The sequence below is a fragment of the Geodermatophilus sp. TF02-6 genome, assembly GCF_003319115.1.
GTDB lineage: Bacteria > Actinomycetota > Actinomycetes > Mycobacteriales > Geodermatophilaceae > Geodermatophilus.
The window spans coordinates 126,202-151,446 of record NZ_QOHF01000007.1 but is presented as its reverse complement, the minus strand read 5'-3'; the positions used below and the strand labels follow the sequence as shown (position 1 = coordinate 151,446).

The 25,245-nt window shown below is 73.7% G+C and carries 21 protein-coding genes; 13 read left to right on the top strand and 8 right to left on the bottom strand.

Features of this window, described 5'->3' with window-relative positions; all coding sequences use genetic code 11:
- Positions 1-62: 62 nt before the first annotated feature.
- The 5 genes from DQ238_RS08720 to DQ238_RS08700 all read right to left on the bottom strand — a co-directional run bounded on the left by DQ238_RS08720 (position 63) and on the right by DQ238_RS08700 (position 3,850).
- Complete coding sequence (locus DQ238_RS08720) at positions 63-485, bottom strand: hypothetical protein (protein ID WP_113780941.1); 423 nt, start codon at positions 483-485, stop codon at positions 63-65.
- A gap of 73 nt (positions 486-558) precedes the next feature.
- Positions 559-1,467 (bottom strand): amino acid ABC transporter permease, encoded by a 909-nt coding sequence (locus DQ238_RS08715; RefSeq protein WP_113780890.1) that lies wholly within the window; start codon positions 1,465-1,467, stop codon positions 559-561.
- A complete protein-coding gene (locus tag DQ238_RS08710) occupies positions 1,464-2,114 on the bottom strand; it encodes an amino acid ABC transporter permease (RefSeq protein ID WP_113780889.1) in 651 nt (216 codons plus the stop codon). Before DQ238_RS08710 ends, DQ238_RS08715 begins: the two co-directional genes overlap by 4 nt.
- Before the next feature lie 64 nt (positions 2,115-2,178).
- The gene (locus DQ238_RS08705) at positions 2,179-3,066 is read right to left on the bottom strand and encodes a glutamate ABC transporter substrate-binding protein (RefSeq protein ID WP_233495830.1); all 888 of its coding nucleotides are present in this window, start codon (positions 3,064-3,066) and stop codon (positions 2,179-2,181) included.
- Positions 3,067-3,106: 40 nt separating this feature from the next.
- Positions 3,107-3,850: an amino acid ABC transporter ATP-binding protein gene (locus tag DQ238_RS08700; RefSeq protein ID WP_199506220.1), complete on the bottom strand. Its 744-nt coding sequence runs from the start codon at positions 3,848-3,850 to the stop codon at positions 3,107-3,109.
- A 151-nt stretch (positions 3,851-4,001) separates the two neighbouring features.
- Between DQ238_RS08700 and miaB the strand changes: the two genes are divergently transcribed.
- On the top strand, positions 4,002-5,483 hold the full coding sequence (gene miaB / locus DQ238_RS08695; protein ID WP_113780886.1) for a tRNA (N6-isopentenyl adenosine(37)-C2)-methylthiotransferase MiaB: 1,482 nt from the start codon (positions 4,002-4,004) through the stop codon (positions 5,481-5,483).
- Positions 5,484-5,579: 96 nt separating this feature from the next.
- Here the strand turns inward: miaB and DQ238_RS08690 are convergent, their stop codons facing one another.
- On the bottom strand, positions 5,580-7,019 hold the full coding sequence (locus tag DQ238_RS08690; protein WP_113780885.1) for a DUF349 domain-containing protein: 1,440 nt from the start codon (positions 7,017-7,019) through the stop codon (positions 5,580-5,582).
- Positions 7,020-7,076: 57 nt separating this feature from the next.
- Here DQ238_RS08690 and DQ238_RS08685 point away from each other — a divergent pair, with 57 nt between their 5' ends.
- Genes DQ238_RS08685 through dapF form a run of 3 tightly spaced genes read left to right on the top strand, consistent with a single transcriptional unit; the run spans position 7,077 to position 9,597 of the window.
- The gene (locus DQ238_RS08685; protein ID WP_199506212.1) at positions 7,077-7,811 is read left to right on the top strand and encodes a hypothetical protein; all 735 of its coding nucleotides are present in this window, start codon (positions 7,077-7,079) and stop codon (positions 7,809-7,811) included.
- A complete protein-coding gene (miaA, locus tag DQ238_RS08680; protein WP_199506211.1) occupies positions 7,808-8,728 on the top strand; it encodes a tRNA (adenosine(37)-N6)-dimethylallyltransferase MiaA in 921 nt (306 codons plus the stop codon). Before DQ238_RS08685 ends, miaA begins: the two co-directional genes overlap by 4 nt.
- Complete coding sequence (dapF, locus tag DQ238_RS08675; protein ID WP_233495829.1) at positions 8,725-9,597, top strand: diaminopimelate epimerase; 873 nt, start codon at positions 8,725-8,727, stop codon at positions 9,595-9,597. Before miaA ends, dapF begins: the two co-directional genes overlap by 4 nt.
- 72 nt (positions 9,598-9,669) lie before the next feature.
- Here dapF and DQ238_RS08670 read toward each other — a convergent pair whose 3' ends face one another.
- Positions 9,670-9,891 (bottom strand): hypothetical protein, encoded by a 222-nt coding sequence (locus DQ238_RS08670; RefSeq protein WP_113780884.1) that lies wholly within the window; start codon positions 9,889-9,891, stop codon positions 9,670-9,672.
- A gap of 166 nt (positions 9,892-10,057) precedes the next feature.
- Between DQ238_RS08670 and DQ238_RS08665 the strand changes: the two genes are divergently transcribed.
- From DQ238_RS08665 to DQ238_RS08650, 4 genes are all read left to right on the top strand, one after another.
- Positions 10,058-11,440 carry an NAD(P)/FAD-dependent oxidoreductase gene (locus DQ238_RS08665; protein WP_113780883.1) on the top strand — a complete coding sequence of 461 codons (1,383 nt, stop codon included), beginning with the start codon at positions 10,058-10,060 and terminating at the stop codon, positions 11,438-11,440.
- Between the two features lie 126 nt (positions 11,441-11,566).
- On the top strand, positions 11,567-12,982 hold the full coding sequence (gene hflX, locus DQ238_RS08660) for a GTPase HflX (protein WP_233495828.1): 1,416 nt from the start codon (positions 11,567-11,569) through the stop codon (positions 12,980-12,982).
- Between the two features lie 76 nt (positions 12,983-13,058).
- Positions 13,059-13,886 (top strand): phosphatase PAP2 family protein, encoded by an 828-nt coding sequence (locus DQ238_RS08655; RefSeq protein WP_233495827.1) that lies wholly within the window; start codon positions 13,059-13,061, stop codon positions 13,884-13,886.
- On the top strand, positions 13,777-14,829 hold the full coding sequence (locus DQ238_RS08650) for a hypothetical protein (protein WP_233495826.1): 1,053 nt from the start codon (positions 13,777-13,779) through the stop codon (positions 14,827-14,829). The genes DQ238_RS08655 and DQ238_RS08650 overlap by 110 nt, the downstream gene beginning before the upstream one ends.
- Before the next feature lie 37 nt (positions 14,830-14,866).
- Here the strand turns inward: DQ238_RS08650 and lexA are convergent, their stop codons facing one another.
- Positions 14,867-15,676 (bottom strand): transcriptional repressor LexA, encoded by an 810-nt coding sequence (gene lexA / locus DQ238_RS08645; protein WP_113780881.1) that lies wholly within the window; start codon positions 15,674-15,676, stop codon positions 14,867-14,869.
- 623 nt (positions 15,677-16,299) lie between these two features.
- On the opposite strand from lexA, the gene DQ238_RS22745 reads away from it, so the two are divergent.
- The 5 genes from DQ238_RS22745 (at position 16,300) to DQ238_RS08620 (ending at position 25,092) form a co-directional block, all read left to right on the top strand.
- A complete protein-coding gene (locus DQ238_RS22745) occupies positions 16,300-16,560 on the top strand; it encodes a LysM peptidoglycan-binding domain-containing protein (protein WP_158550739.1) in 261 nt (86 codons plus the stop codon).
- A gap of 155 nt (positions 16,561-16,715) precedes the next feature.
- Positions 16,716-17,423 (top strand): hypothetical protein, encoded by a 708-nt coding sequence (locus DQ238_RS08635; RefSeq protein WP_147263035.1) that lies wholly within the window; start codon positions 16,716-16,718, stop codon positions 17,421-17,423.
- Positions 17,424-17,847: 424 nt separating this feature from the next.
- Positions 17,848-18,393 (top strand): transcriptional regulator NrdR, encoded by a 546-nt coding sequence (gene nrdR, locus DQ238_RS08630; RefSeq protein ID WP_113780935.1) that lies wholly within the window; start codon positions 17,848-17,850, stop codon positions 18,391-18,393.
- A gap of 105 nt (positions 18,394-18,498) precedes the next feature.
- On the top strand, positions 18,499-22,452 hold the full coding sequence (locus tag DQ238_RS23675; RefSeq protein WP_233495825.1) for a vitamin B12-dependent ribonucleotide reductase: 3,954 nt from the start codon (positions 18,499-18,501) through the stop codon (positions 22,450-22,452).
- Between the two features lie 792 nt (positions 22,453-23,244).
- On the top strand, positions 23,245-25,092 hold the full coding sequence (locus tag DQ238_RS08620; RefSeq protein ID WP_233495824.1) for a BCCT family transporter: 1,848 nt from the start codon (positions 23,245-23,247) through the stop codon (positions 25,090-25,092).
- Positions 25,093-25,245 lie beyond the last annotated feature (153 nt).

Genomic DNA, 25,245 nt, shown 5'->3' with positions numbered 1-25,245 from the left:
TCGGAGCAGGTCTCGGTAGCCGAGACGTCTGCGGCGGCCGGCCGGACGCCGACGGCGGCCGGTCAGCCGGTGGAGCGGGCGGCCGCCGACCAGGCCGAGACGTCCACGGCGACGCCGTCCGACGCCTCGTCGTCGGGCACCACCCACGTCCCCTCGGTGTCGCGGCCGGAGGCCAGCCAGGCCTGGATCTGCAGGTCGAAGGCGCGCTCGGGCGCGGTCGAGGGGCGGCTCACCGGGCCGAGGAAGGTCAGGTCGGCCTCGTCGCCGCCGGAGAACCGCAGCACCACGCAGCAGCGGGACCGGCGGTGGCGGGCCGGCGGGACGACCTCCCGGACGACGGCGGTCTCGGCGCCGGCGGCCGCGGCGAAGTCCGGCGCGGCCGCCCGCATCCGAGCGACGAACTCCTGAGCGGCGTCCGTGCGTCCCTCGGGCGCGCGCACCAGGCTGGGCAGCGGCGGCACGACGGGGCGGAGAGCGGTGTCCACGTCGCAGTTCTCGGCAGTCCCGCCTCGGGGTGTGACCGCCGGGTGCACCGGTGGTCCTCCCCGGCGAACGGGATCACCGTGCGACGGGGACGGCGCCGCCACCCCCACCCATCTGCACGTCGGCCGGCAGCTCCCCCTCCCCGGCCGCGGCCGCCTTCGCGTTGCGGCGGGTGCGCGCCTCGACGTAGCGGGCCAGCGCGGAGAGCAGGAGGTTCACGACGATGTAGATCAGCCCGGCGGCCACGTAGAGCACGAAGGTGTACCGGTTGCCGTACGAGAAGTTGAAGAACTCCACCAGGCTGCGCGCGGTGCGCAACAACTCCACGTAGCCGACGATGAAGCCCAGCGACGAGTCCTTGAGCAGGACGACCAGCTGCGCGACGAGCACCGGCAGCATCCGGCGCACCGCCTGCGGCAGGAGGACCAGCGTCATCACCTGCGTCTTGCGCATGCCCAGGGCGAAGGCGGCCTCGCGCTGGCCGCGGTCGACCGACAGGATGCCGGCCCGGAAGATCTCGGCCAGCACGGCCATGTTGTACAGCGTCAGGCCGAGGACCAGCGCCCGGAACGCGGTCATGGGCACGCCGACGGTGGGCAGGAACAGCAGGCAGAACAGGATCAGGATCAGCAGTGGCACGGCGCGGAAGAACTCGATCACCACGCCCACGGGGGCGCGCACCCAGCCGTGGTCGGACAGCCGCCCCATGGCCAGCAGCGCCCCCAGCACGGTCGCCAGCACCATGCCGACGGCGGCCACCGCCAGGGTGTTGAGCAGCCCCTGCCACAGCGCCTGCGGCACGCCCGTCGCCGGGTCGAACAGGATGGCCCACCGCTCGGGCTCCAGCTGGCCGTGGGTGCCCAGCCGCCACAGGGCCAGGGCGACCAGGCCCAGGACCACCAGCGAGCCGACGACGGTGCCGATCCGCTGCCGTCGGCGGGCGCCCGGCCCGGGCAGGTCGAACAGGACGCTCGGGCCGCTCATCGGACGATCGCCACCCGGTTCTCGACGACCCGGATCAGCCAGGCCGAGGGCAGCGTGATGACCAGGTAGCCGAGCACCACGGCGGCGAACACGGCCAGCAGTTGGTCGGCGTTGAGGTTGGCCAGCCGCTGCAGCGCGGCGGTGAGGTCGGTGACCGCGAAGCCGGCCGCGATCGAGGTGTTCTTGGCCAGGGCGATCCACACGTTGCCCAGCGGCGGGACGACGGTGCGGAAGGCCTGCGGCAGCACGACCGTGCGCAGCGTCTGGCCGAAGCCCAGGCCCAACGCCCGGGCCGCCTCCGCCTGGCCCGGCGGGACGGCGTTGATGCCCGAGCGCAGCGCCTCGGAGACGAACGACGCGGTGTAGAGCGACAGCGCCGCGACCGCGGTGGTGAACCGGCTGGGGAACTGCAGGTCGACGTAGACCAGCCCGAAGAAGAGGAAGAAGAACACCACCGTGAGCGGGGTGTTGCGGAAGACCTCGACGTAGAAGGTGGCCAGGCCGCGCAGCGGGGGCACCGGGCTCACCCGCATGCCGGCGAGCACGGTGCCGAGCACCAGCGCGCACACGCCGCTGGCGACCGCGAGGGAGAGCGTCGTGAGCCACGCGCTCCACAGCAGGTCGGAGTTGTCGCTGATGAACTGCACCGCGTCCTCGCCGGGTCGGAGGGGTGACGCCGCCGGGCGGTCGGCCCGACGGCGTCACGGGGACTCAGTAGCGGTCGACCGTCGGCGGCTCGGGGGCCTGCTCGCCGGTGATCACGCCGGCGGTGCGGTCCCAGGCGGCGGCCCAGGTGCCGTCCTCGAACGACTGCTCCAGCGCGTCGTTGATGAAGGCGCGGAACTCCGTGTCGCCCTTGGCCAGGCCGATGCCGTAGGGCTCCTCGGTGAACGGGTTGCCGACCAGCTCGAAGCCCTCGGGGTTGCCCGCGACCAGGCCGGTGAGGATGACGTTGTCCGTCGTCACCGCCTGCACGTTGCCGTTGGTGAGGTCGTCGGCGCACTTGGAGTAGACGTCGTAGGTGACCAGGTTGGCCTGGGGGTAGTTGTCCCGGATGTTCTGCGCGGGCGTCGAGCCCTCGACCGAGCAGACGGTCTTGCCGGCGAGGTCGTCGGGCCCTTCGATCCCCTCGGGGTTGCCCTTGGCGACCATGATGTCCTGCCCGGCGATGTAGTACGGCCCGGCGAAGTCGACCACCTGCTTGCGGGTGTCGTTGATCGTGTAGGTGGCGACCACGATGTCGACCTGCCCGTTCTGGATGAACGGCTCGCGGTTGGCCGAGACCGTCTCGGTCCACGTGATGTCCTCGGGGGCGATGCCGAGCTCGCCGGCGACGATCTTGGCGATCTCGACGTCGAAGCCCTCGGGGGTCTGGGTCTGCGGGTTGAGCAGGCCGAACCCGGGCTGGTCGAACTTGGTGCCGACGGTGATCGTGCCCGCGTCGTGCAGCTCGGCCATCGTGGTGCCGGGCTGGAACTGGACGTCCGTGGCCACCGAGGGGGTGTTGCTCGCGGACTCCTCGGCCTGCTGGCCGGCCTCGCTGGAGCAGCCGGCCAGCACGAGGCCCAGCGCCCCGAGGGTGGCGGCGGAGCGGGACATGCGCATGGGGTGGTTCCTTTCTCGCCGGGTCGCCCCGGGCTCAGTGGTCGAGGATCTTCGAGAGGAAGTCCTTGGCCCGCTCCGACCGGGGGCGGGTGAAGAAGGTCTCGGGGTCGGCGGACTCGACGATCCGGCCGCCGTCCATGAAGACGACCCGGTTGGCCGCGCGGCGGGCGAAGCCCATCTCGTGGGTGACGACGACCATCGTCATGCCGTCGCGGGCCAGCGAGGTCATCACGTCGAGGACCTCGTTGATCATCTCCGGGTCCAGCGCCGACGTCGGCTCGTCGAAGAGCATGACCTTGGGGTCCATCGCCAGCGCCCGGGCGATCGCGACGCGCTGCTGCTGACCACCGGAGAGCTGGGCCGGGTACTTGTCGGCCTGCGCGCCGACGCCGACCCGGTCGAGCAGCTCGCGGGCCCGCCGCTGGGACTCGGCCCTCGACTGCCTGCGGACCTTGACCGGCCCGAGGGTGACGTTCTCCAGGATCGTCTTGTGCGCGAACAGGTTGAAGCTCTGGAACACCATGCCGACGTCGCTGCGCAGCCGGGCCAGGGCCCTGCCCTCCTCGGGCAGCCGCTGGCCGTCGATGGTGATCTCGCCCTGCTGGATCGCCTCGAGCCGGTTGATCGTGCGGCACAGCGTCGACTTGCCCGAGCCGGAGGGACCGATGACCACGACGACCTCGCCGCGGTCGATCGACAGGTCGACGTCCTGCAGCACGTGGAGTTCGCCGAACCACTTGTTGACGCCCGACAGGCGGACGAGAGGTCCTCCGGACATGCCCGGTCCGCTCATCCCGAGGCTGCTCACCCGAAGGACCCTAGAGCCGGCGACCGACGCCGATCGGACGGGGCGATCACGAAGCCGTAACGAAGCCGGTCCGGGATGAGCGGCGGACCAGGGCAGGGAGCCGCCGTACCCTCGATCCGTCATGACGACCGATCCGAGCCACACCGACCCGCCCGCCCCGGAGCGGACCTACCGGGTGCGCACCTACGGCTGCCAGATGAACGTGCACGACTCCGAGCGGCTCTCCGGGCTCCTGGAGGCCGCCGGCTACGCCCCCGCCGCCGAGGGGGAGGCCGCCGACGTCGTCGTCCTCAACACCTGCGCGGTGCGGGAGAACGCCGACAACCGGCTCTACGGCAACCTCGGCCACCTGCGGCCGGTCAAGGCCGCCCGCCCCGGCATGCAGATCGCCGTCGGCGGCTGCCTGGCGCAGAAGGACCGCGGCGAGATCGTGCGCCGCGCCCCGTGGGTGGACGTCGTCTTCGGCACCCACAACGTCGGCTCGCTGCCGGCGCTGCTGGCGCGGGCCCGGCACAACGCCGAGGCGCAGGTGGAGATCGCCGAGGCCCTGGAGGTCTTCCCCTCGACGCTGCCGGCCAAGCGGGACTCCGCCCACTCCGGCTGGGTGTCGATCAGCGTCGGGTGCAACAACACCTGCACGTTCTGCATCGTCCCGTCGCTGCGCGGCAAGGAGCGGGACCGCCGGCCCGGCGAGATCCTCGCCGAGGTGCAGGCGCTGGTCGACCAGGGCGTGCTGGAGGTGACGCTGCTCGGCCAGAACGTGAACGCCTACGGGGTCGAGTTCGGGCAGCAGGGCGCGTTCGCCGACCTGCTGCGCGCGGCCGGTCGGATCGAGGGCCTGGAGCGGATCCGGTTCACCAGCCCGCACCCGCGGGAGTTCACCGACGACGTCATCGCCGCGATGGCCGAGACGCCGGCGGTCTGCCACTCGCTGCACATGCCGCTGCAGTCGGGGTCGGACGACGTCCTGCGCCGGATGCGCCGCGCCTACCGGCAGGAGCGCTACCTGGGCATCCTCGACCGGGTGCGGGCGGCGATGCCCGACGCGGCGATCACCACCGACGTCATCGTGGGCTTCCCCGGGGAGACCGAGGAGGACTTCGCGCAGACCCTCGACGTCGTCCGGGCCGCCCGCTTCGCCGGCGCGTTCACCTTCCAGTACTCCAAGCGGCCTGGGACGCCGGCTGCCGAGATGGACGGGCAGCTGCCCAAGCCCGTCGTCCAGGAGCGCTACGAGCGGCTGGTCGCGCTGCAGGACGAGATCAGCTGGGAGGAGAACCGCGCGCTGATCGGCCGGACGGTCGAGCTGCTGGTCGCCGCGGGGGAGGGCAGCAAGGACGCCCGCACCGGGCGTCTGTCCGGCCGGGCCCGCGACGGCCGGCTGGTGCACTTCACCGCGGCGGACGGCGGTGGGCGGGTCTCCGTGCGTCCCGGTGACGTGGTCGAGACCGTGGTGACCCAGGCCGCGCCGCACCACCTGGTGGCCGACGGCCCGCTGCTCTCGCACCGTCGCACCCGCGCCGGGGACGCCGCCGAGGCCGGGATGCGGCCCACGACCCCCGGTGTGCTGCTCGGCATGCCCCGCATCGGCGCCCCGACCTGATGGCCCCGCTGCAGGCGGAAGGACCCCCTCCCCACCGCTCGCAAGCTCGCGGCAGGCCCCTGGAGGGGTCCTTCTCCGGTGGGGGCAGCGGGGTCCTCAGCGGCGGGACGTCGACCTCTCGGCCTCGGCCAGCCACTCCCGGCGGGTGGTCAGGTCGGCCCGGGCGCGCTCGATGCGGACGGCGTCGCCCGCGGCCTCGGCCTTGCCCAGCTGCTCCTCGGCCTTGGCCACGGCCTGCCGCATCGAGGTGACCATCGGGTTCTCCGGGGCCACCCGGGCCCGGGAGGTGTCGGCGGCCCCGCGGACCCGCTGCTCGACGGCCTGCATGCGGTCCTCGAGCTGCCGCATCGCCCCGCGCGGCACGTGGCCGACGGCGTCGTAGCGCTCCTGGATCCTGCGCAGCGCGTTCTGCGCACCGCGCAGGTCGGTGGTGGGGTCGAGCTTCTCGGCCTCGGTGAGCAGCTCCTCCTTGCGGTGCTGGTTGGCCAGCTGCTCGGCGTTGCGGGCCCGGTCCTGCTCCGCGCGGGCGCTGAAGAACACGTCCTGGGCGGCGCGGAACTGCTTCCACAGGTCGTCGTCGCCGTCGCGGCCGGTGCGGGGGACGGCCTTCCAGCGGTCCATGAGCGAGCGCATGGCGGCGCTCGTGGCGCCCCAGTCGGTGGACGTGGACAGCCGCTGGGCCTCGGCGATCAGCTCCTGCTTGGCGGCGCGGGCCTCGCCGCGCTGCGCGTCGAGGGCGGCGAAGTGGGCACCCCGGCGGCGACCGAAGGCGTCCCGGGCGGCGGCGAAGCGGCTCCACAGCGCCTCGTCGGTCTTGCGGTCGATGCCGCGGATGGTCTTCCACTCCTCGACGATCGCCTTGAGCCGGTCGCCGGCGGCCTTCCACGACGTGGACTCGGCGGCGATCTGCTCGGCCTCGGCGGCCAGCGCCTCCTTGCGGGCGATCTGCGCGGCCCGGGCGGCGGCCTTCTCCGCTCGCGACTCGGCGGCCGCGGAGTCGGCGGTCCCGACCATGGCCCGGGCGCGGGCAGCCAGCCCGTCGAGGTCGCCGACGGCGGTCGCGCTGGGGATCGACTCGGCCAGCGCCTGCGCCTTGGCCTTGATCTCGCTCGGGTTGCCGGTGTGCGCCCGCAGCCGTGCCTCGAGCAGCGAGACCTCGGTGGCCAGGTCGTCGTAGCGGCGGGCGTAGTGGGCCAGCCCGGCCGCCGGGTCCCCGGCCTGCCAGGAGCCGACGGCGCGCTCGCCCGCGGCGGTGCGGACGTAGACGGTGCCGTCCTCGTCCACCCGGCCCCAGCGGGCGGGGTCGGACCCCGCCGCCTCGGGGGCGGCGCCCGGCGCGGGAGCCACGGCCGACTCCTGCGGGGTGGCCTCCTGCGGGGTGGTCCCGGGAGCTGCCGCCGTCGGGTCGGCGAGAGCGGCGTCGCCGGGCGTCGGTGCGGCCGCCGTCCCCGCCTCGGCGGTCACCGCCTGGGATTCGGCCGGCTCCGGCTCGGGCTGCAGCTGCGCGGGGCCTGCGGCGTTCTCCGTGCTGGACACGCACCGCAGTGTCCCATGCCGCACGGGGAACGCCGCCGGATCCGGGAGACTGCTGCGGTGAGCTCCGTTCCGGCCGGGCTCCCGGTGCCGGGCCCGGCCGCGTCCCGCCCGGCGTCCCTGTGCGTCGCCTTCTGCCCCTGCCCGCCGCTGCTGGTGCCGGCCGTCGCGGGCCGCGCGGCGGCGGACACCGCCGCGCTGCGGGCGGCCTGCGCCGCGGCGGTCGACGCCGTGCTGGCGGTCCGGCCGCAGGTGGTGGTCGTCGCCGGCGGCGAGGGCAGCTGCGGACCGTACGGGGACGGCGACATCGGAGACCTGCGCGGGTTCGGGGTGGACCTGGAGGTGCCCTTCTGCGGGCCGGTGCGGCCCGGCTGCCGGAGGACCCCGCCGGCGCTCACCGTCGGCGCCTGGCTGCTGGGGGAGGCCGGGCACGCCGGCCCGCGGCTGGGTGTCCCGCCGCACCGGCTCGCCGGCCTGCTACCCACGCTTCCCGGTCCGGTGGGCGTCCTGGCGATGGGCGACGGGTCGGCGCGCCGCAGCGTCAGGGCACCCGGCTACCTGGACGAGGTGGCCGCACCGTTCGACGCCGCCGTGGCCGCGGCCCTGGCCGGCGGCGACGCCGCCGCCCTGGCCGCGCTGGACCCCGCCGAGGGGCAGCGGCTGATGGCGGCCGGCGTCCCCACCTGGCGGGCGGTCGGCGCGGTGCTGGCCGGCCGGGAGGTGGTCGCCCGGCTGCGCTTCGACGGGGCGCCGTTCGGCGTGGGCTACCTGGTCGCCGACTGGCTGGTGCGGTGACGGCTCCACCGGTGGTCGCGCTGGTCGGGCCGACCGCCACCGGCAAGACCGCCCTCGGCGTGGCCCTGGCCCGCAGGCTGGGCGGCGAGGTGGTCAACGCCGACTCGATGCAGCTCTACCGCGGCATGGACGTCGGCACCGCCAAGCCCGACGCCGCCGAGCGCGACGGCGTGCCGCACCACCTGCTCGACGTCTGGGACGTGCGGCAGGCCGCGTCGGTCGCGGAGTACCGCCGGCTGGCCCGCGCCGAGATCGACCGGCTGCGGGCGGACCGCGTCGTGCCCCTGCTGGTCGGGGGCTCCGGGCTGTACGTGCGCGCCGTCCTCGACGAGCTGGACTTCCCCGGCACCGACCCCGCGGTGCGGGCGCGGCTGGAGGCCGAGCTCGCCGAGGTCGGCCCGGGCGCGCTGCACGCCCGGCTCGCCGCGCTCGACCCGGCCGCCGCGGCGGCGGTCCTGCCCAGCAACGGACGGCGGGTCGTGCGGGCCCTCGAGGTCGTCCAGATCACCGGCGGGCCGTTCCGCGCCGTGCTGCCCGAGCCCCGGCCGCACTACCCGGCGGTGGTGGTCGGCCTGGACCGGGAGCCCGCCGAGCTCGACGAGCGGGTCGCGGTCCGGGTCGACCGGATGTGGGCGGCCGGCTTCGTCGCCGAGGTCGAGACGCTGGCCGCCTCCGGACTGCGCGAGGGGCCGACGGCGTCGCGGGCGCTCGGGTACGCCCAGGTGCTGGCCCAGCTCGACGGGGAGCTCACACCTGCGCAGGCGCGGGAGCGCACGGTGGCCGCCACCCGGCGGTTCGTGCGCCGGCAGCGCTCGTGGTTCCGCCGCGATCCCGCGACCACCTGGCTCGACGCCGCCCGGCCCGACCTGGTCGACGCGGCGCTCGAGGTGATCACCGCTCGTACCCTGGACCGGTGAGCGCGCACGACCGGGTGCTGATCGGCCACGGCACGGAGAACGACTTCGTCGTCCTGCCCGACCCCGACGGCACGGCCTGGCCCGATCAGCGCCTGGACGCGGCCGTGGTCCGCCGGCTGTGCGAGCGGAGGGCCGGCCTCGGTGGGGACGGCGTGCTGCGCGTCGTACGCAGCGAGCACGTGCCCGACGCCCCCGTCGTCCTCGGCGAGGCGCTCGGTTCCTGCGAGTGGTTCATGGACCACCGCAACGCCGACGGCTCGCACGCCGAGATGTGCGGCAACGGCATCCGGCTGTTCCTGCACGTCCTGGTCACCGAGGGGCTGCTCGACCGGGCGGCGTGCGCGGCCGGCGTGCTGGTGGGCACCCGCGGCGGACCGCGGCGGGTCGGCGCCGCGCCGGACGGCGGCTACTGGGTGGACATGGGCGCGGCCCGCCCCTTCGGGCACGGCGAGGCCAGCTTGGACGGCGCCACGTTCGCCGGCCGGGCGGTCTCCCTGGGCAACCCGCACCTGGCCTGCCTCACCGACGTCGACGTCGACACCCTCGACCTCACGACCGCGCCGGCCGTCGACCCCGGCCTGTTCCCGGACGGGGTCAACGTGGAGTTCGTCAACGTGCTCGAGCCGGGGTCGCACGTGCGGCTGCGGGTGTCCGAGCGTGGCGTGGGGGAGACCCGCTCCTGCGGCACGGGGGCCTGCGCGGCGGCGTGGACGGCGCTGGAGGCTGGTGGTGCGGCCACCGGCACCGTCACCGTCGACGTCCCCGGTGGTCGGCTGACCGTGCGGGTCGACGAGCGGACGACGGTGCTGCGCGGCCCCGCCGTGGTGGTGGCCGAGGGCTCGCTCACCCGGGAGTGGCTCGGAGGGTGATTCCCCGGGCGTGGCACCCCGCGAGGGCCCGGGAGCCGATCGGCCGGCAGGGCTCGCCGGCGCAGTCGTGCGTCAGGGCCGGTCGGGGGTGTCCGCCCGCGTCTCGGGGGCGTCGGTCGGCGCCTCGGGCTTGTCCCCGGGGCCGACGTTGCCGGTGCCCCGTGGCCTCCCCTGCCCGGTGTCCTGGCTGGCGCCACCGAAGGGGTTGCGCGGCGGGTCCAGGCCCAGCGGGTCACGGCCCGGGTCGTCGAGCTCCTCGTCCTCGCCCATGCGCCTGCTGCCGCTCTCGTCCACGTCCGGCCTCCTCGACGTCGGTCTCCCCTCCGCCCTACCCGCGCCGTCCGGCGTCCACCCACGCTCGCCCCGTGGCGTCACCGGCCCGGTCGGACGAGGATCGACGCTGGACCGCAGAGGGCGTGGTCGCCGACCCGGCGGCCCGCCGGAACGAGGGGACGGCGCCATGACGCAGTCGCGGCCGAGGGTGGTCGTCGTCGGAGGGGGCTTCGCCGGGTTCCACGCCCTGCGCAAGCTGGAGAGACTCCTGCCGCCGGAGGCGGCCGACCTGGTGCTGGTCAACCCGACCGACTACCTGCTGTACAGCCCCTTGCTGCCCGATGTCACCGCGGGGCTGCTCGAGCCGCGGCACGTCGCCGTCTCGCTGCGCTACCAGCTGCCGCGGACCGAGCTGATCCTGGGCCGCGCGACGGACGTCGACGTGTCCGGCACGACCCTGCAGGTGGACCTGCTCGGCGACGGCGACCGCGTCTCGCGCACCATCTCCCTGGACTGGGACCGGCTGGCCCTCGTGTCGGGGTCGGTCACCCGACAGTTCGACATCCCCGGGGTCGCCGAGCGCGCCCACGGTGTCAAGACGCTCATCGAGGCCCGTTACCTGCGCGACCACCTGCTCGCCCAGCTCGACCGCGCCGACGCCCTGCCCGACACCCCCGAGGGCCGCGCCGAACGCCAGCAGCGGCTGACCGTCGTGGCGGTGGGGGCCGGCTACACCGGCACGGAGATCGTCGCCCAGTTGCAGCACGAGCTGACCTCGGTGGCCTCCCGGTGGAACCGGGTCACCCCGGACGACGTCCGCTTCGTGCTCATCGACCTCGCGGACACCGTGCTGCCGGAGCTGGGCAAGTCGCTCGGCGACGTGGCGATGGGCGCGCTGCGCCGGCGCGGCATCGACGTGCGGCTCGGCGTGACCGTCAAGGAGGCCCGCGACACCGAGGTCGAGCTCACCGACGGCACGACCGTGCCCAGCCGCACCCTGATCTGGGGTGCGGGGGTGACCGCCAGCCCGCTGGTCACGAAGGTCGGCACGAAGCTGCAGCGAGGCCGCCTGGTCGTCGACGCCGAGCTGAGGGTGCCCGGCGCGCCGGGGGTCTTCGCGGCCGGGGACGCCGCCGCCGTCCCTGACCTGGTCGTCGCCAGGCAGCGAGCCCGCCAGGGGGACTCGGACGGTCCACCGCCGGTGACCCCCCCGACCGCCCAGCACGCCCAGCGGCAGGGCACGGCCCTCGGCCGCAACACCGCCGCCGACCTCGGCGTCGGGCGCGCGCGGCCCTACCGCCACCGCGACCTGGGTCTGGTCGCCGACCTCGGCGGGCGGGACGCGGTGGCCAAGCCGCTCGGGGTGAACCTGCAGGGGCCGCTCGCCAAGGCCGTGGCCCGGGGCTACCACCTCTACGCGCTGCCGGCGGCCGCCAACCGGGTCCGGGTCGCCGTGGACTGGCTGCTGTCGGCCGCCCTCCCGACCCAGGACGTGCAGGTCGGGGCCATCCCGCCCGAAGCCGCCCTGGTCGCGACCGCGCAGCAGACCGAGCGCTACCTCGCCGGCTGAGCCGGTCCTCCGCCGACGGCCGGCAGCCGGCGGTCCACGTCGGGATGCACCCGTGGGCGCGAGGCGTTGTACACGGCGATGACAACTCAGGTGAACCCGACGAACGGGCATGTCACGCTGGACCCGATGACCACCGCTGCCGAACGACCCTCCCTCGGTGAGGCCGACGACACGACCGGCTCCTACGACCTGGAGGCCCGCGGTGCGCTGCGCCGCGTCGCCGGCCTGTCCACCGAGCTGGCCGACGTCACCGAGGTCGAGTACCGCCGGCTGCGCCTGGAGCGCGTGGTGCTGGCCGGCGTCTGGACCGAGGGCACGCAGGCCGATGCCGACCGGTCCCTCGCCGAGCTGGCCGCGCTGGCCGAGACCGCGGGCTCACAGGTCCTGGAGGCGGTCAGCCAGCGGCGGGACAAGCCCGACGCCGGCACCTACGTGGGGTCGGGCAAGGCCGCCGAGATCCGCGACATCGTCGCGTCGGTGGGCGCCGACACGGTGATCTGCGACGGTGAGCTGACCCCCGGCCAGCTGGGCGCGCTGGAGCGGATCCTCAAGGTCAAGGTGGTCGACCGGACCGCGCTGATCCTCGACATCTTCGCCCAGCACGCGTCGAGCCGGGAGGGCAAGGCGCAGGTCGAGCTCGCCCAGATGCAGTACATGCTGCCACGGCTGCGCGGCTGGGGTGAGTCGCTGTCCCGGCAGGCCGGTGGCCGCGTCGCCGGCGGTGGCGGCATCGGCACCCGCGGGCCGGGTGAGACCAAGATCGAGACCGACCGGCGGCGGATCCGCGCGCGGGTGAGCAAGCTGCGCCGCGAGATCGCCGGCATGGCCACCGCGCGGGCCACCCAGCGGTCGAGCCGCGACCGCAACGCGGTGCCCGGCGTGGCGATCGCCGGGTACACCAACGCCGGCAAGTCGAGTCTGCTCAACCGGCTGACCGACGCCGGCGTGCTGGTGGAGGACGCGCTGTTCGCCACCCTCGACCCGACCGTTCGCCGGGCCCAGTCGCCGGACGGCCGCGAGTACACGCTGACCGACACCGTCGGGTTCGTCCGGCACCTGCCGCACCAGCTGGTCGACGCCTTCCGCTCCACCCTGGATGAGGTCGCGGCGGCCGACCTGCTGCTGCACGTCGTCGACGGCTCCGACCCCGATCCGCTGGGCCAGATCGACGCCGTCCACGTCGTCCTCCGGGACATCGACGCGGCGGCCGTGCCGGAGCTGATCGTCGTGAACAAGGTCGACACGATGAGCGAGGACGACGTCCTCACCCTGCGTCGGGCGCTGCCGGGCGCGGTGTGGGTGTCCGCGCGCACGGGGCAGGGGATCGAGCAGCTGCGCGCGGTCATCGCCGACCGGCTGCCGCACCCGGACGTCGAGGTCGACGTGCTGGTGCCCTACTCCCGCGGCGACCTGGTGGCCCGCGTGCACCGCGACGGCGAGGTGCGCAGCGTGCAGCACGAGGCCGCGGGCACCCGGCTGACCGCCCGCGTGGACGGCGCGCTGGCCGCCCTCCTGGAGCAGTTCGCCACGCCGGTCGGCTGACCGCACCACCCGGTCGGGCCACCCCGCTCCGTGGGACGAGGTCACGATCGGATCACGGGCCGGTAGCGTGACCGGCGTGACCAGCGGCGCGTCGCGGCCGCGTCGCGGCGAGCACGCGCCGCCGGACGTCGCCGGCGAGCACCCCCGGCGGGTGGTCTCTGCCGGCCGGCCGCCGTGGTGGCTGCTGGTGCTCGCCCTCGGAGTCGCCGTCGCGGTGACCGCCGACCTGCTCACCCGCGGCGGGCTCGAACGGATGGACCTGCGGGTCTCGCAGGCGGTCAGCGCCTGGGACCTCGCGGGTTCGGCGGCCTACTGGCCGGTGTGGGCGGTCACCCAGCTCGGCGGTCGCGGCTTCATCCTCGTCGTCCTGGCGGTGCTGGTCGGCTACCTGGCCTGGCGCCGCCGCACCCTCGTCCCGCTGGTGCGGGTGCTGGTCGCGCTCGTCCTGCTCACGGCGGTCGTCTACGGGTTCAAGTACGGAACCGGCCGGACCGCTCCCGCCTACCCCGGCTCCTTCTTCCACCGGGACGGCCAGTCCTACCCCTCGGGGCACGTGGCGAACGCGGTGCTGATGTGGGGGGTGGCGCGCTGGCAGGCCGTGGAGTTCCGGCTGCCCGAGCGGGTGCAGCGCACCTTCGGCCTGCTCAGCGTCGCCGGCCCGGTGGCCACGGGGGTCGCCATGGTCGGCCTGGACTTCCACTGGGTCACCGACGCCGTCGTGGGAGCGGCGGTGGGCCTGCTGCTGCTGGGCGTGGTCCACGCACTCGACGCCGTCGTGCTGTCACGCTGGGTCGGTGCGCGGACAGGCCGACCGCCGCAGCAGCGGCGCCCGGAGGCGGTGGGCGGCCGGGGCGGCGGCACTGCTGGCCCTCGTCCTCGCAGCCGCAGCACCCGCGTCCGCTGACCCCGCGGCCGACCCGGGCGGCCCGGCGACGCGCTGCCAGGTCACCGACCCGCGGCTGTCCGAGCTGTCGGGCCTGGTCGAGGTCGGGAACCGGGTGTTCGCGGTGGACGACGGCGGTGACCGGGTCGACGTGTACGTGCTGGACGCCGGCTGCCAGGTCGTCGCCGTGCGGTCCGCGCCGGTCGACCCCTACGACCCCGAGGACCTCGCCCTGGGCGCCGACGGGACGCTGTGGCTGGCCGACACCGGCGACAACCAGGGCACCCGGGAGACGGTGGCCCTGATCGCGCTGCGTCCGGACGGCGGCACGTCGGTCTGCCGGCTGGCCTACCCCGACGGCGCCCGGGACGTCGAGGCGCTGCTGCTCGCGCCGGACGGTACGCCGTACCTGGTGTCCAAGGAGGTCCTCGGCGCGAGCGCGGTGTACCGGCCGGACTCCGCGCTCGTCGACGGCGGCACGGTCGGCCTCACCGAGGTGGCGGAGGTGGACCTCACGCTGACCGGTACGCCGGGTGGGCCGGTGGGTCGGGCCGGCCAGCTCATGGTGACCGGCGGCGCGGTCTCGCCGGACGGGCGGTTGCTCGCCCTGCGCACCTACACCGACGCCTACGTCTGGCCCCTCTCCGGCTCCGACGTCGTCGGGGCACTGGCCGGCGAACCGGTCCGCGTCGCCCTCCCTGCCGCTCCCCAGGGGGAGGCGGTCGGCTTCACCGGGGACGGCGGGGCGCTCCTGGTCGCGAGCGAGGGCCTGCCCAGCGACGTGACGGTCGTTCCGCTGCCCACTGCCGCCGGCCCGGTCGCGACCGTCGAGCCCTCCGACGGGTCCCGCCCGGAGCCGCTGCCCACCGCCGCCGGCCCCTCCCGGGTCCCGGCCGCGTTGGTCGCTGCGGCGCTCGCCGCCGTGCTGGTCTGGGTGGCCGGCAGGCTGCGCCGCCGGACCTGAGCCCTCGGGGGCCCGGTCCGGACGGCGCCGGTGACGGTCAGACCCGGCGCAGGACCGTGACGACGCGGCCGAGGATGGTGGCCTCGTCGCCCGGGATGGGCTCGTAGGCGCAGTTGTGCGGCAGCAGCCACACGTGACCGTCGCGCCGCTTGTAGGTCTTCACCGTGGCCTCGCCGTCGAGCATGGCGGCCACGATCTCGCCGTTCTCGGCGGTCGGCTGCTGGCGCACGACGACCCAGTCGCCGTCGCAGATGGCCGCCTCGACCATCGAGTCCCCGGAGACCCTGAGCATGAAGAGGGTCCCCTCGCCGACCAGCTCGCGCGGGAGCGGGAAGACGTCCTCGACGGCCTGCTCGGCGAGCACCGGGCCACCGGCGGCGATGCGCCCGACCAGCGGCACGTAGGTCGGGGCCGAGGTCTCCTCGGCCCCCGACGCCGCGGGCACGACGGGCGCGGACGTCTCGCCGGGCGCATCCCCGGGCAGACGGACGTCGAGGGCGCGGGGACGGTTCGGGTCGCGGCGCAGCCAGCCCTTCTTCTGCAGCACGCTGAGCTGGTGGGCCACCGAGGAGGCCGACGACAGCCCCACGGCCTCTCCGATCTCCCGCACCGAGGGCGGGTAACCGCGCCGCTCGATCGAGTCGCGGATGACCTCGAGGACGCGGCGCTGCCGCTGGGTGAGCCCGTCACCGCCCTCGCCGCGGTCGGGGAACGTGCGCACCGACCCTCCCGCGCCCTCGTCCCGTGCGGCCGTCGGCGTGCCGCCGGCCCGGCTCCCGGCCGTGCGCCGGGGGGTGCGGCCGCCGCCCCGGCCCCCGCTGCCCGACGTCCCGCTCGTGCCCGCCACGTCTCCTCCTCGCCGGCTGTGCCGCCACAGCCCGTCCGTCGTGCGCCCGCCCCGAGGTGTCCCGGCCGGTCGTCTCCTCCGGACGGGAGGCCGGTCCCGGGTCCGCCGACCTCGTCGGTGACGGCGGACGGGCGCTGTCCCGGACGCTAGCGCCTCGGCGCCGGCATTTCAAACGTGTGTTCGAAGGTCGCGCCGCTCCCCGTCGACTTCCGTCGGCACCGTGCGGTAGACATCGCACGCGCATCCGGTCGAACGTCCGTTCGACCGGGGACGACGAGGCGGCGCGAGCCGGAGGAGTGGCGATGGGCAGCGTGCAGCGAGCGGTCCGGGTCCCGGCGGAGCGGCCCGTCGTCGCCGGGGCGCCGGCCGCGGGACGGTCGGGGCGGTCGGCGCGGTCGGCCCCGCCGGGCGCGGGCCCGCGCGTCCCGGGGTACCTGCGCCCGGTCGGCGGTCGGGCGGCGCGTGCGGTCGAGTCCGCTCCCGCCGCACCGCGGACCCGCCGTGACCTGGTCCGCCCCGGAGGTCGGTTGCCGCGCTGCGGCGGACCGGTTCCGGGCCGGGTCCGCGGCGGGTGCCGCTCGGTCCCCGCGGCTCCGCTGCGGCTCACCCGGCGCGGGCGCCGCGTGCTCGTCGTGGTCGCCGCGGCCGTCGCGGTGGGTCTGGTGGCCGCCGTCCGGTCCCTCGCCGCCGGTGGGCCGGACGAGGACCTCCGCCTCGTCGGCGGCGACAGCGTCGTCGTGCAGCCGGGGGACACCGTCTGGTCGATCGCCGTGGAGGTGGCCGGCGGGGACGAGGACGTCCGTGCCGTGGTCGACGCGATCGAGGAGGTCAACCACCTCGACGGCGCGCTCGTCGTCCCGGGGGAGGTCCTCGAGCTGCCCTGACCCCACCGGCGGGCGACGTGCCGACCGGGGTCGTTGGCCGGCCGGGCCCTGTCGGCACGGGTCAGGGTGCGACAAGGCCGAGCGGTGAGGTTCGTCAAGCCGTCGTCCTGAGTCGCTCACGGTGAGTGCCGAGCAGGCGTCCTACGGTCGGTCGCGTGGCAGGGGTCTCGAGCAGTCGGCCGGCGGTCTTCGCGCAGCAGTCACCGCGTGTCGAGGGGCACGTGGACGGCGCCTGGTGGCCGGGCTCGATCCTCGGCTGGCGGCACGACGGCCAGGGTGTCTGCGAGGTGTGGGTGCGGGTGGCCGTCGCCGGCGTCGAGCGCGAGGTCTGGACCGACCTCGCCGACCTCCGCCTGCCGGCTCGAGCGCGGCCGGCGTCCGCCGCGGAGCCGGTCGCCGCGGAGCCGGTCGCCGGGTCCGAGCCGACGGCGGGCGGGTCGGCGGCCCCGGCCGTGTCCCTGAGCGAGGCCGCCGCGCGCGAGCGACTGGTGGCCGGCGTCCTCGCGGCGCCGCAGCTGCCCGCCGCCGCGGCCCCGTCCTCGTCGGCATCCTGGCGCCGCCGCCGACACGGTGGGGACGTGACCGCCGAGCTGCCCGCGGTCCGCGCCGACACCCCGGCCGGACGACACCGGGCGCCCGCCGGAACCGGCCGGCACCGGGCCGCGGACGACCCGCCGCCGTCCGAGCCGACCCCCGCGCCGGGCCCCGCGCCGACGCCCGGGTCGGCGCCCGCTCCGATGTGCGCCGACGCGACCGTCCTCATGGCACGCCCGGAGGTCGACCACCTGACCCGGCCACTGCGGCTGGGCGACCGCCTGCCACGTCCGTGGACCCCGCGTCGCGACGGGGGCCCGAGGGCCTGAGGCGTCACGGCGTCCACAGGTGTCCACGGCGTCCCGCCGGACCGGACGGCGCGGCGCCGCCCGGGCTCCGCGGGTCGCCGTCGGCGTGCTCGTGACCCGTTCCCACCGGCCGGGGCCGGACCGGGCCGGGCGCGACGCTGGTGCGGGTGGGGCGCCTGCGCCGCCGGTCACGATCGGGTGTCGATGAGGCGGCTCGGCGTGTCACAACTTGCAGATCTAGTAGCGGTCGACCTAGGGTTCCCCAACATCTAGTAGTTGCGCCGATGAGATTCCGTCCACAGACCGGTCCTCAGGTTCTCCCCCGGGCGTCCACGGGATGTCCCCAGGAGGGTCCACAGCCGGTCTCCCGACCCCGATGCCGGCCGCCCTGCGGCCGTCGCGGTCGGGCGGAGGCGTCGGGCGCACCGAGGAGAGGGGAGAGGCCGTGCGCTGCCCCTTCTGCCACAACCCCGACAGCCGCGTCATCGACTCGAGGGAGGCCGACGAGGGGGCGACCACCCGCCGCCGCCGGTCGTGCCCGGCGTGCGGGCGGCGCTTCACCACGGTGGAGGAGGCCGTCCTCGCCGTCGTCAAGCGCAGCGGCGTGAGCGAGCCGTTCAACCGCGCCAAGGTCGTCGCCGGCGTCCGCCGGGCCTGCCAGGGGCGGCCGGTCGACGAGGACCAGTTGCAGCTGCTGGCACAGCAGGTCGAGGACACCATCCGGGCCAGCGGCGTGGCGGAGGTCCCCAGCCACGAGGTCGGGCTGGCCATCCTGCGGCCGCTGCGGGAGCTGGACGAGGTGGCCTACCTGCGCTTCGCCAGCGTCTACCGCGCCTTCACCTCGCTGGAGGACTTCGAGAAGGCGATCACCGAACTGCGGGCCCGGCACGTCGCTGCCGGCACCCCGCCGCTACCGGGGATGCAGGACCCCTCGCCGGTCACCCGCCGGCGGGGTGGGGGGCGGGGTCAGGCCGCCTCCGCCGGCGCCTGAGAACTGTCGGCACCACCCGGTAGGAAGGGTGCGGCTCTCTTCCCCAGCCGCCTCGTACAGAAGGCCTCGTACAGAAGGCACCGCCCACGACACAGGGAGAGCTCCGTGACCGAGACCGAGGATCGCTTGTCGGGCCGCACGCGTCGCGCCGCCGCCGGTAAGGCGCCGGCCAGGGGGAAGGGCCTGAAGGTCAAGCGCGTCTTCACCACCGCCGGGGTCCACCCGTACGACGAGGTGACCTGGGAGCGTCGTGACGTCGTCATGACCAACTGGCGGGACGGGTCGATCAACTTCGAGCAGCGCGGCGTGGAGTTCCCCGCCGAGTGGAGCATCAACGCCACCAACATCGTCACCACGAAGTACTTCCGCGGTGCCCTCGGCACCCCGCAGCGGGAGAGCAGCCTGCGCCAGCTGATCGACCGCGTCGTGCTCACCTACGGTGCGGCCGGCCGCGAGCACGGGTACTTCGCCTCCGAGGGCGACGCGGAGGTCTTCGAGCACGAGCTGACCTGGATGCTGCTGCACCAGTACTTCAGCTTCAACTCACCCGTGTGGTTCAACGTCGGGACGAGTGCACCGCAGCAGGTCAGCGCCTGCCAGCCCTATGACGCCCTCGTCAGCACCCCTGGTGGCCTGATCCCGATCGGCGAGCTCGTCGAGAACGACGCCGTCGGGACCAAGGTCTTCGACGCCTACGGCCTCACTCGGGTGCTTGCGGCCAAGGCGAACGGTGTCAAGGAGGTCCTGCGGATCCACACCAAGGCTGGCTACGTCCTCGACGTCACCGCGGACCACCTGGTGTGGAAGGTCAGCGGTACCGGGACCGGCCGCTTCGTCGAGGCCGGCACCCTCCGGCCCGGAGACAGGCTGGAGTGGCACAGGCGCGACGCCTACGGGGAAGCGCAGCTCGACGTGCGGGAGATCGCCGAGGCTGCTCTGGCCGGGTGGCTGCAGTCCGACGGCTTCGTCGGCCAGTACGAGACCGGTGCCAACCGGTCGTTGACGACCGAGTACCTGACAGTCAACGCGGCGGAGAACGGGTGGGTCCACGGTCACCTGGACCAGGTGTTCCCGGACTCACACCGTCACGAGCGTCGGTTCAAGACCCAGCGGACGGACCTCGACGGCCACCGCATCCGGCTCTACGGCGAACACCAGCGCGACTTCGTCCAGCGCTGGGGTCTCCTCGACCGCGGCACCGACATGACGGTGCCCGCGCACCTCTACACCGCGCCCAAGCCGGTGGTCGCCGCCTACCTGCGCAGCCTCTTCCAGGCCGAGGGTCATGTCTCCGCGCGAGCATCATCCACGCTCGTCGGACTCGACATGATCTCCGAGGACCTCATCCGGGGAGTCCAGTCGCTGCTGCTGCGATTCGGCATCTTCGCCCGTGTCGGTCGCAAGTCGGATCCTCGTCCCGACCGCCACGACCTGTGGGGCTTGCGCATCCAGAACGAGGGCGACCGCGATGCCTTCGCGATGGAGATCGGGTTCATCGACCCGGTCAAGACGGCCAAGCTCGAGGCCAGCTTCAACCTGCCCGGTCTGCCGGCCAGGGACACCAAGGCCCTCGAGATCGCACACATCGAGCGGCGTGGTGCGATGGAGGTCTACGACATCCAGACTGAGTCGGGCGAGTACCTGTCCGGCAACATCCGGGTGCACAACTGCTTCATCCTCGCCGTCGACGACACGATGGACTCAATCCTCAACTGGTACCGGGAGGAGGGTCTGATCTTCAAGGGCGGCTCCGGCGCCGGGCTGAACCTCTCCCGCATCCGTTCGTCGAAGGAGCTGCTCTCCTCCGGCGGTACCGCCTCCGGCCCCGTCAGTTTCATGCGCGGCGCCGACGCCTCGGCCGGCACCATCAAGTCCGGTGGGGCCACCCGCCGCGCGGCCAAGATGGTCGTCCTCGACGTCGACCACCCCGACATCGAGGAGTTCATCGAGACCAAGGCGCGCGAGGAGGACAAGATCCGCGCGCTGCGCGACGCCGGGTACGACATGGACCTCGGCGGCAAGGACATCACCAGCGTCCAGTACCAGAACGCCAACAACTCCGTCCGCGTCTCCGATGAGTTCATGTGCGCGGTCGAGGAGGACCGCGAGTTCGGGCTGCACGCCCGCCTCGACGGTTCGGTGATCGAGACCGTCGACGCCAAGCGCCTGTTCCGCAAGATGGCCCACGCGGCGTGGGAGTGCGCCGATCCCGGCATCCAGTACGACGACACGATCAACGACTGGCACACCAACCCCGAGACCGGGCGGATCAACGCGTCCAACCCCTGCTCGGAGTACTTGAGCCTGGACAACAGCTCGTGCAACCTGGCGTCGCTGAACCTCATGAAGTTCCTCGCCGACGACGGCACTTTCGACACGCGGACCTTCGTCAAGGCCGTCGAGCTGGTCATCACGGCGATGGACATCTCCATCTGCTTCGCCGACTTCCCGACCGAGCCGATCGCCGAGACCACCCGCGCCTACCGTCAGCTGGGCATCGGCTACGCCAACCTCGGCGCGCTGCTCATGGCCACCGGCCACGCCTACGACTCGCGCGGCGGGCAGACCCTCGCCGCGGCGATCACCTCGCTGATGACCGGCACCGCCTACCGGCGCTCGGCCGAGCTGGCCGGCATCCTGGGCCCATACGAGGGCTTCGCTCGCAATTCCGACGCGCATGCCCGGGTCATGCGCAAGCACTGCGCGGCCAATGACGCCATCCGTCCGGTCGGCGCAGACGATGCCGATGTGCTCAAGGCGGCGACGGCGGAGTGGCAGGAGTGCATGGAGATCGGTGCAGAGAACGGTTGGCGGAATGCGCAAGCAAGTGTGCTTGCGCCGACCGGCACAATAGGTTTCAAAATGGACGCAGACACCACTGGTATCGAGCCGGACTTCTCGCTGGTCAAGTACAAGAAGTTGGTCGGCGGCGGCTCCATGCAGATCGTCAACCAGACGGTCCCGCGGGCGCTGAGCAGCCTCGGCTACCAGGAGGAACAGATCGAGGCCATCGTCGAGTACATCTCCGAGCACGGCCACGTCGTCGACGCGCCCAGCCTGCGCCCGGAGCACTACGAGGTGTTCGACTGTGCGATGGGGGAGCGGGCCATCTCGCCGATGGGCCACGTCCGGATGATGGCCGCGGTGCAGCCGTTCATCTCCGGCGCGATCAGCAAGACGGTCAACATGCCCGAGTCGGCGACCGTCGAGGACGTCGAGAACATCTACTTCCAGGGGTGGAAGCTGGGCTTGAAGGCCCTGGCCATCTACCGGGACAACTGCAAGGTCGGCCAGCCGCTGTCCGACGCCAAGGCCAAGGCCAAGGCCAAGCAGGCCGACACCACGGCCACGGTCGAGGAGCCGGCGCCGGCTGCCCTGTCGCACCCGGTGCGCAAGCGGCTGCCGAAGAAGCGGACCAGCTCGACGACGTCGTTCAGCGTCGCCGGCGCCGAGGGCTACCTGACCGCCGGCATGTACGAGGACGGCAGCCTCGGCGAGGTCTTCCTCAAGCTGGGCAAGCAGGGCTCGACCCTGGCCGGTGTGATGGATGCCTTCTCGATCGGCATCTCGATCGCGCTGCAGCACGGTGTGCCGCTGGAGACCTACATCCAGAAGTTCACCAACATGCGGTTCGAGCCGGCCGGCATGACCGACGACCCGGACATCCGGATCGCCCAGTCGGTGATGGACTACATCTTCCGTCGCCTGGCGCTGGACCACCTGCCGCTGGAGAAGCGGGCCAACCTCGGCATCTTCACCGCCGAGGAGCGGGCGGCGCAGGTGTCCGGCTCGTACGGCGGCTCCGCCTCGACCGCCGAGGTCGTGGAGGAGGAGGTCGATGTCGAGGCCCTGCGCGGTTCGGTGCCGACCGAGGGCCCGACCAAGCCGGAGGTGAAGGCCGAGCGGGTCAAGGAGGCCCACTCCTCGGCCGAGCTGCTCGAGCTGGTCACCGGGACGGCGACCGACGCGCCGCTGTGCATGACCTGCGGCACGAAGATGCGCCCGGCCGGTAGCTGCTACGTCTGCGAGGGCTGCGGCTCCACCAGCGGCTGCAGCTGATGCGAGGCTCGCCGGGATGTCATCCGGCTCGATGGTGACATCGTGTATCAAGCTCATCCTTCAACCCGGTCTTGACATCTGAGCCCTCAGTCGCCCTGGCCGTCTCGTACGGCCGGGGCGACTCGGCGTTGGACAGGAGCACGAGGAGCGTGTGATCGAGTGCTCGCCCCGCGGCGGCGTGTGTTCCCAGGCGCGGGCACGGTGGAGGGGCGTCAGCCAGGTCGCCGCTGCCCGCCCGTCGCCGGCACCGAGGAGTGCGAGCAACTGCTGGTCACCCAGTCGGAACCCATCTCATCAGCGATCTGGGGTGCGCGAGGGGGACGTGGGCACCGCGACGCGGTGATCACCCACCCGCTCCCCTGGGGCGGGAAGAGCCGCGGTGTGCGCGGCTCCGTCACACGGTCGAAACCCGGCATGCCGCTCCGACGGTGCAGGATCGGCGTGATCTCGAGCGCTGCGCTGCCGAGGGCCGAGGGCGGCACGAACCGGCACAGGCGTGATCCCCGCACGACCGGGCTCGTCACGAGCGCGGCGCGGACGGCGTCCGTGGAGGTCTGACCGTGAGGAGAATCACCGCAGACCCTTGATCCACGGTGCAACCTCTGGTTCCCTCTTGCGAAGCGAGTCTCATATGACGCAACACGATTGGGGACTGTCATGGAGCCATCGCGTCACGAGCCAGCCTCGCCCTCCCGCCCGCTGAACAGCCCCGATGACGTCGATGCCGAGCCGACGTCGGTCAGCCGAGCCCATCGGTCGGGACAGGGGGAGCCCCCGCTCTCGGCTGCGGACGTGTCCGTGGCAGGGGTCCACCCCGCACTCGCCAAGCCGCCACCCTGCGTGGCCGACCGGCACTGGGCCGTGGACCGGGTCCTGTTCGCCGTCGCTGCGGCCATGGCGCTGGGCTTCGTGGCCTGGGGCTTCGCCACCCCCACCGGCCTGGGCACCGCGAGCAGTTCGGTCCTCGGCTGGATCACCGGCAACCTCGGCTGGCTGTTCGTACTGCTGGCGTCGGCGTTCGTGGTGTACGTCCTCTGGCTGGCGGCCAGCAAGTACGGGCGGATCCCGCTGGGGCACGACGACGAGCGGCCGGAGTTCCGCACCGTCTCGTGGGTCGCGATGATGTTCAGCGCGGGCATGGGCATCGGGCTGATGTTCTACGGCGTCGCCGAGCCGCTCTCGCACTACGTCTCCCCCCCGCCGCTCACGGACGAGCCCGAGACGTCCGAGGCGATCCAGACGGCGATGGCCACCACGCTGTTCCACTGGACGCTGCACCCGTGGGCGATGTACGCCGTCGTCGGGCTGGCCATCGCCTACGGCACCTTCCGGCGGGGCCGCCGTCAGCTGATCAGCTCCGCGTTCATCCCGCTGCTCGGTGAACGGCGGGCCGCCGGTCCGGCCGGCCGGGTCATCGACGTCCTGGCCATCTTCGCCACGCTGTTCGGGTCGGCCGCCTCCCTGGGCCTGGGCGCGCTGCAGATCGGCAGCGGGGTCGAGATCCTCGGTTGGGCGGGCAACGTCGGCAACGGCGTCCTGGTCGCGATCATCGCGATCCTGACCGCGGCGTTCGTCGCCTCGGCCGTCTCCGGCATCGAACGTGGGATCCAGTGGCTGTCCAACACCAACATGGTCCTGGCCCTGGCCCTGGCGGTGTTCGTCTTCGTCGTCGGTCCGACGATCTTCATCCTCAACCTCATCCCCGACGCGGTCGGCAGCTACTTCTCCGACCTCGGCGAGATGGCCGCGCGCACGGAGGCCACCGGCGGTGACCCGATGGCCGTCTGGCTGCGCGGTTGGACGGTCTTCTACTGGGCCTGGTGGATCAACTGGACCCCGTTCGTCGGACTGTTCATCGCGCGCATCAGCCGCGGCCGGACCATCCGCCAGTTCGTCACCGGCGTGCTCCTGGTGCCCAGCCTGGTCAGCCTGCTGTGGTTCGCCGTCTTCGGCGGGGCGGGGATCGCCGCACAGCGCGGCGGCGTCGACGTCGCCGGGCAGGGCACCACCGAGGGGCAGCTGTTCACCGTCCTGGAGCAGTACCCCCTGGCCAGCGTCGCGACGGTGGTCGTGATGGTGCTCGTCGGCATCTTCTTCGTGTCCGGTGCGGACGCGGCATCGATCGTCATGGGGTCGCTGTCGCAGCGCGGCACCCTGGAACCGAGCCGCTGGGTCGTCGTCTTCTGGGGCGTGGTGATGGGCGCCGTCGCCGCGATCATGTTGCTCCTGGGCGACGAGGGTGCCGCCCTGACGGGGCTGCAGAACCTGACGATCATCGCGGCTCTGCCGTTCGCGCTGGTCATGGCGGCGATGGCGGTGAGCCTGGTCAAGGACCTCCGCCGCGATCCCATCGTCCTGCGCGGGAGCTACGCCACCTCGGCGATCGAGCAGGCCGTCGTCGAAGGCATCAGCCGCCACGGGGACGACTTCGTCCTCGTCGTGGAGAGGACCCCGAGCTCGCCATTGCCGGACACCGCGCACGTGGTGGCGAGGCCCTCGCAGGCGAGCTCGGAGGGGGACGGCCAGCTGTCGGTGAGCCCGCACGGCAACTTCGTGTCGTCTACGGGGGACGGCTCCGTGCCTGCACGGAGCCAGCCCACGGCGGAGTCCATCGGCCGCCCGCTGGATCCTCGCGACTAGCTGTACCGCCTGCGAGGCACACGTCTCCCGGCACCGGAGCTGCCGAGAACCGGCTCCGGTGCCGGGAAGCCTCTGCCGAGGTGACCGTGCCCTGACCGACTCCACGCTCCGTTCCGAGCCGTAGCGCATCGCTGGCACACCGCCCGTAGTGGG